Consider the following 13618-nt stretch of genomic DNA (forward strand, 5'->3'; position numbering starts at 1 on the left):
GACTGCATCGCTCCTATCCCGATCGGTCACGAGGCGAGCCAGCGATATCGCACGACGACGCGACACTTGAGCGGCTGCTGTTTGGCCGTGCCGGTCGTCCGCCGCAAGACCTAAGCGAACCGAACTTTGCGCTGATCGCCAGGGAGTTGAAGCGCAAGGGGGTGACGCTGACGCTGTTGTGGCAGGAGTATCGCGCCGCCAACCCCGACGGCTACGGCTACACCTGGTTCTGCGAGCACTTCGCCGCTTTCGAGCGCCGGACGAGCGCGACATTCCGCAACCGGCATGCGGCGGGCGCGGTGATGCAGACGGACTATGCCGGGCAGACGGTGCCGGTGATCGATCCGGCGACCGGCATCATTTACCCGGCGCACATTTTTGTCGCGGTGCTGGGCGCCTCCAATCTGACCTTCGCCTTTGCCAGCTCCAGCCAGAAGCTGCCGGACTGGATCGAGGGCCAGGTGCGAGCGCTCGCCTTCTTCGGCGGCGTCACCAGAGCGATCGTGTGCGACAACCTGAAGGCCGGTGTCGTCAAGACGCTGTGGTTCGAGCCGACGCTGAACGCGACCTTTGCCGCGATGGCCGAGCATTACGACACCACCATCCTGCCGACCCGCAGCCGCAAGCCGCGCGACAAGGGCAAGGTCGAAGGCGCGGTGCTGATTGTCGAGCGCTGGATTCTGGCGCGGCTGAGGAACCGATCCTTCTTCTCGATCGCCGAGCTCAACGCGGCGATCGCCGAACTGCTCGAGGAGCTGAACAACCGGCCGATGCGCCATGTCGGCCAAAGCCGCCGCGAACTGTTCGGGGAGATCGAGCGGCTGCCTTGAAGCCGCTGCCGGCGGCACCGTTCGAATACGCCGAGTGGAAGTCGGCGAAGGTCCATCCTGACTACCATGTCGAGGTCGACAAGACCTTTTACTCGGTGCCGCACCGGCTGATCGGGCGCACCGTCGAGGTGCGGCTCACGCATCGAGTGGTCGAGATCTTCCACGATCACCAGCGTGTCGCCAGCCATGTCCGTCGCTCACAGCGTTCCGGCCATGTCACCGTCAACGAACACATGCCCAAGGCGCACCAGCGCTACGCCAACACCACGCCGGCCAGCCTGATCAGCAGGGCGGCCAGGATCGGCCCCAACGCCGCCATCCTGGTCGAGCGCATGATGCGCGACCGGCCGCATCCGGAACAGGGATATCGCTCGGCCATGGGCATCCTGTCGCTGGCGCCGCGCTATGGGCCGGAGCGTCTCGATGCCGCCTGCGAGCGGGCGCTGCTGATCAACGCGATCGCCTACTCCTCCGTCACCGCCATCCTCAAAGCCGGCCTCGACCGGGCCAGCTCCGCAGAACCGGCAAAGCCGACACCCCAGACGCCAACATCCGCGGCTCCACCTATTACCGTGAAGGAAAAAGAAAGAATGCTGACGAACCCTACCCTCGACCAGATGCAGGCCCTCGGTCTGGCCGGCATGGCTGCCGCCTGGCGCGAACTGGCCGAACGCAACAACGCCAACGAACTCAGCCGTGACGAGTGGCTCGGCCTGATGCTCGACCGCGAGGTCGCCATGCGGGCCGACAAGCGCGTCCGGAACCGGCTCGCCTCAGCCAGGCTGCGCTTTCCCGAAGCCTGCATCGAGGACATCGACTTTGCCGCGCCGCGCGGACTCGACCGGCGCAGCACCATGGCGCTCGCCCAGGGCAAATGGCTGAAAACTCGTGAGAACCTGATCGTCACCGGCCAGACCGGAACCGGCAAGTCGTGGCTGGCCTGCGCCTTCGGACGGCAAGCGGCACGGCTCGATCATTCCGTGCTCTATGTGCGCGTGCCGCGCCTGTTCGAGGATTTGGCGCTCGCTCGTCTCGATGGCCGCTTCCCACGCCTCATCGACAAACTCACCCGCGCGCAACTGCTCATCCTCATGACTTCGGAACTCACAGCCTCACCGACCAACAGCGCTTCCATCTGTTCGAAATCGTCGAGGAACGCTATCGCCGCAAATCCACCCTGATCACCGCCCAGCTCCAGGGCGACGCGGGCCTTCCGTAACGAGACGAGCAGCCGCTCCAGTAGGACTTCATCCAATTCGGATGCTAGGCCCGAAACGCCGGTCGTGCTCAACGATCCGGTCCTGTATCGACACTACGGTTTCATAACGAGCTACAAGGCTCGTGAGGACTTCCTGATGATCGGAGGTCATACGCTGCCCGTTCTGGGCAAGGAGCGGGCATCAAGCTTAAGGCGTTCATAAAGAACGGCCTCATCGAACTCGCCGTCCGAGAACAGTGCCATTACGCTCACGCTCAGGCGCTCCGCCTGCATGCTACTAACGGAGATACCTGCCTCGGCGCAGACACGATCAAAGACCTGCTTCAACAAAGCCAGGTCGCTGGGATAGGCAATGCCACTCATTGAGCTGGTGTTACTGACCATAGCTGTTCCTCCCATTAGGGCGGAAGGGTGGCCGTCGCTCAACGGCGATGCCACATGTAAATCGCCGATGGAAGCAGGCTACTCCGATTCATGCGGAGAGTCTGGGAAAGGGCTGCTAGAGTTCTGCTCACCGAAGTCGCGCCTCCCGAGACAGAACCCAAGCAGCGATCCTTGGTCAATTCCAAGATATCAAGAGTTGGAAACGTACCAAACAGAGGATGGGGATGTTTGGTATTCAGTGAGGCGCTTTCTATGGACACGCTCAAGTGGCTTCTCAGCTGCTGAACTGCGGCATGCACTAAATCGCCACCTGTGTTCCGATCTCGACGACGCGTCCGGTCGGGATCTGGAAATATTCCGTTGCGTCGGCCGCCGTGCGCGCCAGCCCGATGAACAGCTTGTCCTGCCAGACCGGCATGCCGGAATTGGGCGAGGCCTTGAGCGAGCGCCGCGACAGGAAGAAAGAGGTCGTCATGATGTCGAACTTCCAGCCCTGCTTGCGGCAGATCGCCAGCGCGCGCGGGATATTGGGCTGCTCCATATAGCCGAAGGTCAGCGTCACCCGCATGAACAGCTCGTTGATCGTTTCCATCTTGACCCGGTCACTGTCGGGCACGACGGGTTGTTGCGCCGTCACCACCGAGAGGATGACATTCTGTTCGTGCAGCACCTTGTAGTGCTTCAGGCTGTGCATCAACGCGGTCGGCGCGCTGGCGGGATCGCTGGTCAGGAACACGGCCGTACCGGACATCAGCTGCGGTTTCCTCTTCAACAGATTGCCTGCAAGGGAATCGAGCGGAATCTCGTTCCTGCGCGTCTTGTCGAATAGATACCTGGTGCCTCTTATCCAAGTCCACATGGTCATCACGATCACTGCGGCAATGGCAAGCGAGGCCCAGCCGCCTTCGAATACCTTGACGATGTTGGCTGCAAAGAAGCCGGTATCGATGAAGACGAACACCGCCATTAAGGCTATCGCGACGCCGAGCGGCCATTTCCAGATGCGCGTCATGACGACATAAAGCAGTATGTTCGTCACCAGCATGTTGCCTGTCACCGAAATGCCGTAGGCCGAGGCAAGCTTGCTGGATTCGCCAAAGCCGACCACCAGCAGCATCACCACGAGCGCCAGTAGCATGTTGACGCGCGGCATATAGATCTGGCCGGATTGTCTTTCCGACGTATGCAGGATTTCCAGGCGCGGCAGCATGTTGAGCTGCACTGCTTGCCTGGTCAGCGAGAAAGCGCCGGAGATCACCGCCTGGCTGGCGATCACGGTCGCCGCCGTCGCCAGCACCACCATCGGGATAAGCATCCGGCCTTCGTTCATCTCGAAGAAGGGATGACCGACGACACCGCCATTCGCCAGCACGAAGGCGCCTTGCCCGACATAGTTGAGCAACAGGCAAGGAAACACGATGGCCAGCCAGGCAAGCACGATCGGCTTGCGCCCGAAATGGCCGAGGTCGGCATAGAGCGCCTCAGCGCCGGTGACGGCGAGAAAAACCGCACCAACCGTGACGAAGGCGACTTCGGGCGAGTTGATCAGGAATGACACGATATAATGCGGGCTGATTGCCAGCAGGATTTCCGGGTCGTCCATGATGTGGTTGAGGCCGGAAAGGCCGATGGCCAGGAACCACAGCGCGGTAACGGGCCCGAACACCAATCCTACGCCGCCGGTGCCAAACCGCTGTACCGCAAACACGACCGCCAGAATGGCCAGTGTCAGCGGCACCACATAGGGCTGGAAGGTCGGCGTGACGACATTCATACCTTCGACCGCCGACAGCACCGAGATCGCCGGCGTAATGACTGCGTCGCCGAAAAAAAGCGCCGCGCCGACAATGCCGATGCCGAGGATCACCGCCGAGCGCGTCGGGAAACTGTTGCGCGCCAGCGCCATCAGCGACAGCACCCCGCCCTCGCCGCGATTGTCGGCACGGAGCACGAACATGATGTATTTGATGGTGACGGTGATCGTCAGCGACCAGATGATCAGCGAGAGTACGCCGAGGATGTCGCCACGGTTGGCGACGTTGCCACCGGCCGATGCGTGCAACGCCTCTCGGAATGCATAGATCGGGCTGGTGCCGATATCGCCGTAAACCACGCCCAACGCGCCCAGCATCAGCACCTTGGTGCTGTGCTGCTCGACCTCAGAATGGCTCGATTGTTCGACAGGTTCTGCCTCGTTACCAGCATTGGTAAGGGCCATGGACGACACTCCCATAAGCGGGCGGTGCTCTACGCTTGCTGCACTGCAATATCAAGTGCCGTCACGTAATGTCTGCGTCTCGGTATTGCCTATCGCTCGTCGGCTTCGCAGACTCGTCAGCCCCGAAGCGGCTTGGGAATTTTTGCGAGACTACGCTGAAGCTCCGGGAGCAACGATGCCCCGAGCCAGTATCGGATTAGGTCGATGCTCGGGCGCGCGAGCTCAGATGCCGAGAGCTTAAATTAACGCTGTAGCCGTGTAACAGACTGTGTAACAAATGCCGCGAAAAGTTCAATATTTTCAAGGACGTAAGCGTCAAGTCGAAAGACGCTCTCGCCGCCATCTTCAAGTGGTAAGGGCGATCAGATCTCGGGGAAATTGGAGGCAGCAGCGGACCTGCGACTTGCTCAACGCTCCGCTTCTGAGATAAGGTTGGGATGCGATGGCATTGAGCGAATAGAGCGATTTCCGGGAACCGAACCAATCCACAGAAATATTTTGTTGGTATTTTTGTTGGCTATCCCTGCTCTTGTGTGGGCGTCAACTATTTGGAAACAAAGCCAGATTTCCTTCGCTTCGAATCCGCCTCTGGGCACCATCCCCTCTTTTCCCTACATTCACTTTCGCCGAAACTTCTACGCTGCAGTTTCTGCAAATCGCTGAAATTGTTGATTTTTTTCTGTCAAATGGCGTATTTGAGCAGGGCTGGGAGCGCTTCGGGCGCGTTTGGTCCAACGAGGTGGGGGGATGGTATTTCGGTTGGTATTCGACATCCTGATGGTATCGAAACAGCCAAGGGAGACCTGACGAATGGCCCTCTCCGACGTGAAATGCCGAAACGCCCGCCCTGCTTCCAAACTGGTGAAATTATCTGACGGGGGCGGGCTGCAGCTATGGGTGCAGCCCACGGGCTCTCGCCTCTGGCGGGTCGCCTACCGCTTTGACGGCAAGCAGAAACTGCTTGCGCTGGGCAGCTATCCCCTTATCTCCCTCGCGGAGGCACGGCAGGCGCGCGATGACGCTAAACGGCTCCTGCTGGCTGGCATAGACCCTGGAAAGGAACGCAGCTTGCGGAAGGCCGATTCGGCAAAGGACTCCTTTCGCTCAATTGCGGACGAATATGTTGAGAAGCTGAAGAAGGAGGGACGTGCCGACCGGACGATCAGCAAGGTCAAATGGCTCCTCGACTTCGCCTATCCGACAATCGGCGACAAGTGCATTCGGGAGATCGATCCGGCCACCATCCTTACCGCCCTTCGTCGCGTCGAAGTTCGCGGTCGATACGAGTCGGCTAGGCGACTGCGCTCCACCATCGGCACCGTGTTTCGATACGCAATCGCGACCGCACGCGCCGAGGGAGATCCGACGATCGCCCTGAGGGGCGCACTCATCAGTCCGAAGGTCACGCCTCGTGCCGCGATTACCGACCCTAAGGCCTTGGGAGGTTTGCTGAGGGCGGTCGATGCATTCGACGGACAGCCAACAACCAGAGCCGCCCTGAAGCTGATGGCAATGCTGTTTCCCCGCCCCGGCGAGCTGCGCGCGGCAGAATGGGAAGAGTTCGATTTCGAAAGCGCGGTGTGGATCATTCCTGAAGCACGCATGAAAATGCGACGGCCGCACCGCGTACCCCTTTCAAGGCAGGCCGTCAGTGTCCTGACCTCGCTTAGAGAAATCTCCGGCGGTGGATCCCTGCTCTTTCCCAGTGTTCGGTCGGATTCGCGTCCGATCTCCGACAACACGCTTGCGCCGCATGGGCTACGGCAAGGAAGAAGCTACCGCGCATGGTTTTCGAGCAACGGCATCAACTCTGCTAAACGAATGTGGCAAGTGGCATCCGGACGCCATAGAGCGGCAGCTCGCCCACATTGAGAATAACGACGTTCGTCGCGCCTACGCCCGGGCTGAACACTGGGAAGAGCGCGTCAAGATGATGCAATGGTGGGCCGATTATCTGGATGAACTCGAGAGCAAGAACGCGCGGGTGATCCCAGTTGGGGGACGCGGCAGGCCTGCTGTCCATACACCGTCGCGAGGGCCACTTTGAACCCAACAGCGACGGTTCACCAAACGCCGAGACGAACCTCCAAACTACGAAGATCATACTGAGTTCGAAAACGTCGAAACTGGACAACCAAATGGTGGGGTCCGGAGGACATATTCACATCTCTGATTTCATTGTCTTTTTCGTGGGCCAAAATAGGAAATCTTCCCGTATCGCTCCCTATGGTTCCGCGCCTAAGCAAAGGACGCGGCACGGGATGGGGCTTCATGCAAGGTCCTAGGATGTGGGCTTTGCTTGGCATGATTTCGCGATTGGTAGCGATCAGCCGCCGCTGTCCAATTCCGTTCCGGTTCGCAGGCACTCAAGATAGGCGCGATAGGCGAAGCTGCGGTCGCGCTTCTTTCCTGTAGTTTCCACGAGAATATTGGCTTCGGTCAGCGCCTCGATCGCACGGATCGCGGTCGGCTTGCTTGCGCCGATCAACTTTGTGACCACAAAGGCTTCGTGCTCGATCTTGAAGACACTGGCGCCATCGCTTCTGTCGTCGACCGAATTGGTACGGCGATGGGCATCGACATTCTCGTCAACAATGCCGGGCTAGGTACGTTTTCCCGCCGGGGAACCAAATATCGAAGTCTTGGACAGGACGATGCGGATCAACCTTCGGGGTCCTTGGCTCGTCGCTGCTGCTGCCCTGCCCTATCTCAAGGCTTCACCGCGTCATCAACATCTCCTCGCAAGCCGGCGTCGTCGCCATCGAGGAGCATGCCGCCTATGGTGCCAGCAAGGCGGCGCTGATCAACCTGACAAAGGTGATGGCCATTGAATGGGCCAAGTTCGGCATCACTGCCAACGCGATCGCACCGACAGTGGTTGAGACGCCGATGGCGCTTGTCGGCTGGTCAGGCGAAAAGGGAGAAAAGGCCAGAAGGGATATCCCCGTCGGACGCTTTGCCAGGCCTGCCGAAATCGCCGCTGCGGCTCGTTACCTCGCCTCGGAGGACCGGAATCATCAATGGGGCGGTCCTCATGGCCGATGGCGGCTTCAGCGTAAGATAGAAGCCTCACCTCTCGCTGTTTCGTAGAATAGATCCTCAACTCGAGTTAGCGAGCTCGTCCTTCGCACTTCGCCTCGGCTTCGGCGGCTTGCTCGATGATCTTCGCGGCAGCGGCTGGACGCGCGACGAAGGTGGCGTGGCTGCCCGATACCTCGACGGTGGCGGCCTTCGCGCGTTGCGCCATCATGCGGACCACCGCCGGCGGCACAAGCTGGTCGTCCTTGGAAAGCAGATACCAGGACGGCTCGGTCTGGGGGGCGCAGGTTCAAATCCTGCCGCTCTACCATTCCGCAAATCACTCTCCTGCTTCGTTGAAGGCGTTGCGGGCGCTGCATTCTCCAGTTTGGTTCGGAACCATTTCGCGGAACCCGATGGCTGCGGCCTTCGTCCGCCAGAAGACCGTGTTGCGGGAATCCTGCGGATTTCAAAACGACAACCTTCTTGGCCTCCTTGCACATGGCTGCTCGACCTACCTTTCCGCTGTTTCTACCGGTGAGCATGGAAAATCGGTGCCGATCTTGCCGGACTGTTCGGGTCTGGGATGTGCCGGCTGCTGGCGCCGTCGCCGCGATCAGCGCTGCTGTGCAGTTTCCTTCCGCTTGGAAGCCATTGAGCATGTCCTTGACGCACCGCCGGAAGCCGGTCTCCGCCAGCTTGTCACATGCTCCCCTCATACGCTGCTCAGCAACAGGCTCGTCTCGCTGTTCGACACACCGTCGATCATACGGACCTGACGTAACACCCGGTCAAACTCCGCAAGGTTCGAAGCCCGAAAGCGCCGTTGACTTGCCCTTGCGTCCGGATTGCTACGGCGCGGCAATCAAGGTGAGCCTCTCTCCCAGATTGTCGCGCTGCACGGGCCGCCGTCTCCATCCTGACATACCATGTCGAGATGTGCCAGGAACGGGATCCTCGCGCGTCCCGAATGTCACCGCATCGGCACCCGGATCTCCTTGCAGAAGCTGGCTTAGCTCGCCGATCAAACGGGCCCAGCTGATGCTGCACGAAATGGAGGTGTTATGGCGAGCGCTCCCCAGACGAGTGCGAGGCCGAGGTATTCCGTTAGCTCGAAGGGGCCGATGGCATTCACAATCTTATCCATCGTTATCGCCGACCCAAATGCGATCGTGTTTCCGATGAACAACGCCCACCATGCCCAAGGCTCACCCCGGCGGAACGCCGTTACGGCGATGGCGCTGGCCAGAAGTCCGAACAGGACGCAATAGATGCCATACATCCGGTACAGCACTGTTATGTAGCCCGCGATCATGGGGGAAGTGCCCGTAAGCTCCAACCAAGACCCGCCGGAGTAGCCCTCATAGGCCGCCGGCAGAATCCCTTTGCCAGCTAGACCTAGAAGATGTTCGGGAGACACTGCGGCCCCCGCGCCCCATGCGATATATGCGACGTCGACGACTAGGATGATAATCCACGCGACCTGCCGGCGGTTCATTTTGGTAACCTTCCGGTCAGTTTCATGAGCAGCCGCATGCACGTGTGCCCAAAGTCGACGCCATCGCCGTACATCATTGGACAGGCGCCCTCGATCACGCTGATATCGTGTCGACGGCAGAATTCGACTGCCTGCGGCGAGACACTCGATCCCTTCGCAAGGGATTGATGCATCCAAACGCGGCGGATCCCGGCAACCGAACAGTCGTGCACGATGCTCTCGGTGATTTCAGGTCGCGTGACGATCACGACTCCATCAACCCCACCTGGAATCGATCGCAGGTCGCGGAAGCAGGGATCGCCATCGAAGGTCTGCAAGTTCGGGTTTACCGCGAAGACCTCATGCCCCGTCTTCTTCAACCGCCGATAGATAAGGTTGCCGGCCGGATGATGGCTGTTGTTGCGCGACACGCCTGCAACGGCGATCCGCCTTTGCGTAAGGAAGTCGGAAACCTTGGCTTCAAGATTTGTTGGAGTCATCGGCGCCTCCCAATCCGGCTTACAACGCGTGCTTGACGTCGTGGTCCGTTCCAGGAATGCGGGACGGCGTAGACTCCAAACCTCGAACGAAGGAGAACCACTTAAATCCGACTTGGTGAGCCTTCAGCAAATCGAGCAGCGATTGCGAAGGTTCTGAGTAGAAAATCATGAAGTGATTGTCGGCATACTCGTTGAATAACTTGGTACGAGCTTGCAGGATATGCCTGTTGTGCTCGATCAAGGCTTCCGGGCCGGTGTACGTCTCACGAACCTCGCACTCGGTGCCATCGCTACTGAGGAACCAGTCGTAGCGGAGTGTTCCTGTGTCCTTTTCCCGTGTGATCCGAATCAACTCGGCCGCCTGCTTATTGAATCCGTCGAGGCAGCCCGGGCGGACCGTGAAGTGCGCGCTCAATTCAAGGTAACTCATAGCTCGTCCTCCATCTCATACGTGTCACGGCCAAGAAGGAACTACAAACAGCCCGAGGTGCCGAGCGCTCCCGCGTGCTCAGTGCTCGCGATTGCTACGGCCCTTCGCGAGCTGGATAGGCGCGGAAAGGGAACGTGGCGATCTATCACGCGGTGGCGACCGCCAGCAGATGCGTCCCGTCGCCAACTCACAACGGTCGAATTGAAGGCGAACCATGCCAGAGCGAAGATGTCCCACCGACAGGGCTGCGATCCTGTGCGAACGCTGCTGAGCCGCGGAAAGGCTGATTGCATCGCTTCACTGCACATGGCCCGCATCCACTTCCGCTTTCTGCGCGGCCACACAGATCATATCGATGTCCTGATACGAGAGCCGAGTCTCGGGACGCAGTGCGGTATACGAGCCGGGCATCTTGCCCGACGTTGCATCGTGGCAAGACTCGGCCAGCAGCTTCCGTTGTTGCTCCGGCGAGTATCCGGCCCATTCTGAGAAGTTGACCGCCTTTCGCCCTTCGTTGACGCCGTACGCCATAAGCCAGGAGAAGGGGACGATGTTCGAGTACCACGGCCACACGGTCGCGTTTGAATGACAATCGCCGCACGAGCGATCCAGAACAGCCACGAGCTCGCTGGTTATCCCGGCATGCGCCTGAATGGTGCGGCTAACGTCAGTCGGCGGATTCGTGCGGTCGGGACGAACGAGTTGCGCCGCAACGAAGACGACCGCAATGGCAGCGATCACTTGGAGGAGGCGTTTGCCCATTGGCTGTTCCCTCCGTCATCGGACATTAACAAAAGACAAAGTTTGCATTGTATGCCCGCATCGCGCTTTGATCTCCGTCAATTCTTCTGCCAGACTTTTCGAATTCGTGCGGCATGAACGGATCTCGCCGAAGCCGAGGCCTCGACTAGGCAGCTTATGGACGTGCTCGGTCATGACGATATCGATCATGCAGAGCTTTATTCGCGAGAGGCATCGCAGGTTCGGCTGGCTGTGCAGGGGATGGATCGAGTCGTACGCGTCGTAACGCGCAAGCCGATGCTTGGCGAACCTCGTGGCGAACCACCCTATAAAGCATTGATAAATAACGACAATGGTAGGCCCGGAGGGTCACTATTTTCTATACAAAAACAATATGTTAGCGGCTGTTCGCCAATCCATTTCCTTCGTATTCTCTCGTATGGTCTGGCGAACCTAAAGATCAAGAAAGGGACTAGAATCCGACGCTGGCAAAGGGCGATGTCGTCATTCTCGACAATGTCGCAGCCCACAAGAGTCCGGCCGCCGAGGCAGCCATCCGGGCAAGAGGCGCATGGCTGCACTTCCTGCGACCCTACAGCCCCGATCTCAACCCGATCGAAATGGCCTTCGCCAAGCTCAAGGCGTTGAGAGAACCAGTATGGTCGACAGCCAAACCTGGGGGAAGAACATCCGATGTACCGGCTGGCATCTGAACCAACGGCATCCGGTCGATGGGGAGCTTCTCGCCGTCGCGCTGGCGATGGAGAAGGAATCTGCCGACAGATATGCGGATTTGGCCAGGCGCATGCGCGGCGCCGGTCGGCGAGAACTAGCCGACGTGTTCGATCGTCTTGTGCGCGAGGAGACTGGCCATACCGACATGGTCTCCGGCTGGTCGCGTCAGGTCACCCATAAACCGCCCGAAATTCGGCCGGCCGATGCCGTGCCGCAGGACGGTTTCGACGAGGAAGGCATCTGGCTCGTCTCCCCCGAATTGGTTGACGCGTATCGCTCCCTGGCCATCGCCGTCCGCAATGAGGAGCGCGCCTTCGCATTCTGGTCCTATGTAGCAGCCCACGGGGCGTCGCCGGAAATCCGGGAAGCCGCCGAACGGATGGCACGCGCGGAACTGGAGCACGCAAAGACGCTGCGGCGAGAGCGCCGGAAAGCCTTTTTCAAAGATCGGCATCTGGGGCCGGCAATCCAGAAGCCCTACGATCTGTCCAGTCTGGAGATGGAGGTCTGCATGCGCCTTGAGGGATATGCCGACATGAAAGGGAACAAGAATACATACCGGGATCTTGCCCTCGAAGCCCGCAAGGTCTCTCTCGATCTCGCATCGGATCCTCTTTAGAGCCGCGCGCCTGTCGGGCGGCCGCCACCGCGATCCTTGGATGCGCTCTGCGAGGAGCTGGCCGACTACTACATCGGCGCGGGCGAACACCTGCTTTCGCAGCCGCTCGGGACAGGGCGCAGGCGCTTGCCACCATCGCTGTCAAGCGCCTTGCCGTCGTCCGCGATCTTGTAACGAGATAGGTGGAAACCCAGCCCCCCGCTCGACACGCCACCGTTCAGGGGAGCGGGGACCGCCACGAATGCGCTACTTAAGTTCGAAAGACGGTTATGGCCATACCGGATCGCGCAGCGGCTCGATCGTGACGCGCGCTCCGGGACGCCAGACTCCAGCGCCCGTCGCGCGGCATCTCGTAGCAACGCGACCATTCCGATGCCTGCGTTCGCAGTCGGGAGCCCGTACGGATCAGTCCGGCCAAATGCCTGGCGATGTCGGGGCACCGTCATCATATTTTGACAGCCATTCCACGATCTTGGGCCGATTGCAGATGAAGCCCTTGTAGGTCGCCAGTTCCGCCGGCAGGTCGCGGATGACGCGATGGAAGCGCCTCGCCCATTTCGGCACCGTCACCAGTTCGTCGAGCTTGATGAGGTAGCAGCGGATCGGAAACACCAGGGCATTCGAGCGAGGAAGACGGAAGAAGGTCTGGAGCTCGACGCGCAAATGCATCATTTGCCCCACGTTCTCCAGCCTCAGGTCTTTCTTCATCACGCCCCATTTGTGATAGTTCTCGGGGCTTGTGTCGAGCAGAGGATTGACTGTCATCGTCCAGTTTAGACGGCGCGCCGGCGAACCCTGCTGCACGTTCAGGAGGAACTTCAACGCCCGCTGGAAGATACCCATCTCGTGCGCTTTCGGCACCGGGGCGTGCCACTCGAAGAAGTTCATGCCGATGTCGAAATCAAGGCTCCAGTCGGCCTGTGTGGTCACCATGCCGGCGTCCATCCACAGGTTGTCGTCGCGTTGGTCAAGTACCGCAAAGTCGCCCTGGGTCTGCCGCGTAATGTACTCCATCGGGCCATAGGGCAATGTGGTCTCATCGAGGAAGGTGAATTTCTGCTCGATGCCCAGCGGGCGGTTGATCCAGTGCCATTTGGCGCCGTCGCGGTGCAGCTCGAAAAGCTCGGGATACTCTTCTGCTTTCGAGGTCATGATCAGCTCGAGCAGATCCCAACCGGCCAGGGTCATGTGCGGCAGCGACTGACAACGCAACGGATCTTCGGCAAGGACGCGGGCACGATCGCGCATCTCGGAGACGTAGTGCTCATCGACGTCGAACGTCCGCTCGAAAACGCTGCCCGGACGGTATGACTTATGCGGCTCCAGGTTCACCGAGTACATGTAGCTGTCCTCGGGAAACGGGAAGGGGAAGCGCTTGACCGCCTCCGGCGAGTTGCGGAAGGTGAAGTCGTCGTAGAACGTTTCTTCCTTGAAGATAATAGTCATC

Annotated in this window: 11 protein-coding genes and 6 pseudogenes; 7 read left to right on the top strand and 10 right to left on the bottom strand. The window is 59.8% G+C overall.

What is annotated here, in order from left to right; genetic code table 11:
* Positions 1-2: 2 nt before the first annotated feature.
* Positions 3-1404 (top strand): annotated as a pseudogene (istA, locus tag EJ070_RS02775) (IS21 family transposase); the annotation flags it as partial.
* A 16-nt stretch (positions 1405-1420) separates the two neighbouring features.
* Positions 1421-2022: pseudogene (locus EJ070_RS02780) on the top strand (ATP-binding protein); the annotation flags it as partial.
* A gap of 174 nt (positions 2023-2196) precedes the next feature.
* Here the strand turns inward: EJ070_RS02780 and EJ070_RS02785 are convergent.
* Together EJ070_RS02785 and EJ070_RS02790 are read right to left on the bottom strand one after the other, a co-directional pair.
* Positions 2197-2433, bottom strand: a complete 237-nt coding sequence (locus EJ070_RS02785; protein WP_091600251.1) for a hypothetical protein — start codon at positions 2431-2433, stop codon at positions 2197-2199.
* A 298-nt stretch (positions 2434-2731) separates the two neighbouring features.
* Positions 2732-4651, bottom strand: coding sequence for a potassium transporter Kup (locus EJ070_RS02790; RefSeq protein ID WP_091600265.1), 1920 nt, complete (start codon positions 4649-4651; stop codon positions 2732-2734).
* An 810-nt stretch (positions 4652-5461) separates the two neighbouring features.
* Here EJ070_RS02790 and EJ070_RS02795 point away from each other — a divergent pair.
* Positions 5462-6698: pseudogene (locus tag EJ070_RS02795) on the top strand (integrase arm-type DNA-binding domain-containing protein).
* Between the two features lie 279 nt (positions 6699-6977).
* Here the strand turns inward: EJ070_RS02795 and EJ070_RS02800 are convergent.
* Positions 6978-7139 carry a hypothetical protein gene (locus EJ070_RS02800; RefSeq protein ID WP_189434390.1) on the bottom strand — a complete coding sequence of 54 codons (162 nt, stop codon included), beginning with the start codon at positions 7137-7139 and terminating at the stop codon, positions 6978-6980.
* 272 nt (positions 7140-7411) lie between these two features.
* Between EJ070_RS02800 and EJ070_RS02805 the strand changes: the two genes are divergently transcribed.
* The gene (locus tag EJ070_RS02805) at positions 7412-7741 is read left to right on the top strand and encodes an SDR family oxidoreductase (protein ID WP_245464912.1); all 330 of its coding nucleotides are present in this window, start codon (positions 7412-7414) and stop codon (positions 7739-7741) included.
* A gap of 19 nt (positions 7742-7760) precedes the next feature.
* On the opposite strand, the gene EJ070_RS02810 is transcribed toward EJ070_RS02805, so the two are convergent.
* From EJ070_RS02810 to EJ070_RS02835, 6 genes and pseudogenes are all read right to left on the bottom strand, one after another.
* Positions 7761-7901, bottom strand: coding sequence for a hypothetical protein (locus tag EJ070_RS02810; protein ID WP_189350330.1), 141 nt, complete (start codon positions 7899-7901; stop codon positions 7761-7763).
* A 483-nt stretch (positions 7902-8384) separates the two neighbouring features.
* Positions 8385-8486, bottom strand: a pseudogene (locus EJ070_RS02815) (Lrp/AsnC family transcriptional regulator); the annotation flags it as partial.
* A gap of 207 nt (positions 8487-8693) precedes the next feature.
* Entirely contained in the window at positions 8694-9167 is a 474-nt protein-coding gene (locus EJ070_RS02820; protein WP_126089960.1) for a hypothetical protein, read from the bottom strand.
* Positions 9164-9646: a CoA-binding protein gene (locus EJ070_RS02825; protein ID WP_126089961.1), complete on the bottom strand. Its 483-nt coding sequence runs from the start codon at positions 9644-9646 to the stop codon at positions 9164-9166. Before EJ070_RS02825 ends, EJ070_RS02820 begins: the two co-directional genes overlap by 4 nt.
* 19 nt (positions 9647-9665) lie before the next feature.
* Positions 9666-10076, bottom strand: coding sequence for an antibiotic biosynthesis monooxygenase (locus EJ070_RS02830; RefSeq protein ID WP_126089962.1), 411 nt, complete (start codon positions 10074-10076; stop codon positions 9666-9668).
* Positions 10077-10373: 297 nt separating this feature from the next.
* Positions 10374-10838, bottom strand: coding sequence for a heme-binding domain-containing protein (locus EJ070_RS02835; protein WP_126089963.1), 465 nt, complete (start codon positions 10836-10838; stop codon positions 10374-10376).
* A 123-nt stretch (positions 10839-10961) separates the two neighbouring features.
* Here EJ070_RS02835 and EJ070_RS02840 point away from each other — a divergent pair.
* The 3 genes and pseudogenes from EJ070_RS02840 to EJ070_RS02850 all read left to right on the top strand — a co-directional run.
* Positions 10962-11099 (top strand): annotated as a pseudogene (locus tag EJ070_RS02840) (integrase); the annotation flags it as partial.
* Positions 11100-11296: 197 nt separating this feature from the next.
* Positions 11297-11530: pseudogene (locus tag EJ070_RS02845) on the top strand (transposase); the annotation flags it as partial.
* Positions 11476-12171: a ferritin family protein gene (locus tag EJ070_RS02850; protein ID WP_189350332.1), complete on the top strand. Its 696-nt coding sequence runs from the start codon at positions 11476-11478 to the stop codon at positions 12169-12171. The pseudogene EJ070_RS02845 and the gene EJ070_RS02850, both read left to right, overlap by 55 nt.
* A 405-nt stretch (positions 12172-12576) precedes the next feature.
* Here the strand turns inward: EJ070_RS02850 and EJ070_RS02855 are convergent, their stop codons facing one another.
* Positions 12577-13617, bottom strand: coding sequence for a DUF3445 domain-containing protein (locus EJ070_RS02855; protein ID WP_126089965.1), 1041 nt, complete (start codon positions 13615-13617; stop codon positions 12577-12579).
* Between the last annotated feature and the right edge of the window lies 1 nt (position 13618).

This window comes from Mesorhizobium sp. M1E.F.Ca.ET.045.02.1.1 (assembly GCF_003952485.1).
Lineage (GTDB): Bacteria > Pseudomonadota > Alphaproteobacteria > Rhizobiales > Rhizobiaceae > Mesorhizobium.

Bases quoted from the DNA above. Each gene is read 5' to 3' on its own strand.
- EJ070_RS02785 (WP_091600251.1), bottom strand. From the start codon at position 2,433: ATGGTCAGTAACACCAGCTCAATGAGTGGCATTGCCTATCCCAGCGAC.
- EJ070_RS02790 (WP_091600265.1), bottom strand. From the start codon at position 4,651: ATGGCCCTTACCAATGCTGGTAACGAGGCAGAACCTGTCGAACAATCG.
- EJ070_RS02810 (WP_189350330.1), bottom strand. From the start codon at position 7,901: ATGATGGCGCAACGCGCGAAGGCCGCCACCGTCGAGGTATCGGGCAGC.
- EJ070_RS02820 (WP_126089960.1), bottom strand. From the start codon at position 9,167: ATGAACCGCCGGCAGGTCGCGTGGATTATCATCCTAGTCGTCGACGTC.
- EJ070_RS02825 (WP_126089961.1), bottom strand. From the start codon at position 9,646: ATGACTCCAACAAATCTTGAAGCCAAGGTTTCCGACTTCCTTACGCAA.
- EJ070_RS02830 (WP_126089962.1), bottom strand. From the start codon at position 10,076: ATGAGTTACCTTGAATTGAGCGCGCACTTCACGGTCCGCCCGGGCTGC.
- EJ070_RS02835 (WP_126089963.1), bottom strand. From the start codon at position 10,838: ATGGGCAAACGCCTCCTCCAAGTGATCGCTGCCATTGCGGTCGTCTTC.
- EJ070_RS02850 (WP_189350332.1), top strand. From the start codon at position 11,476: ATGGTCGACAGCCAAACCTGGGGGAAGAACATCCGATGTACCGGCTGG.
- EJ070_RS02855 (WP_126089965.1), bottom strand. From the start codon at position 13,617: ATGACTATTATCTTCAAGGAAGAAACGTTCTACGACGACTTCACCTTC.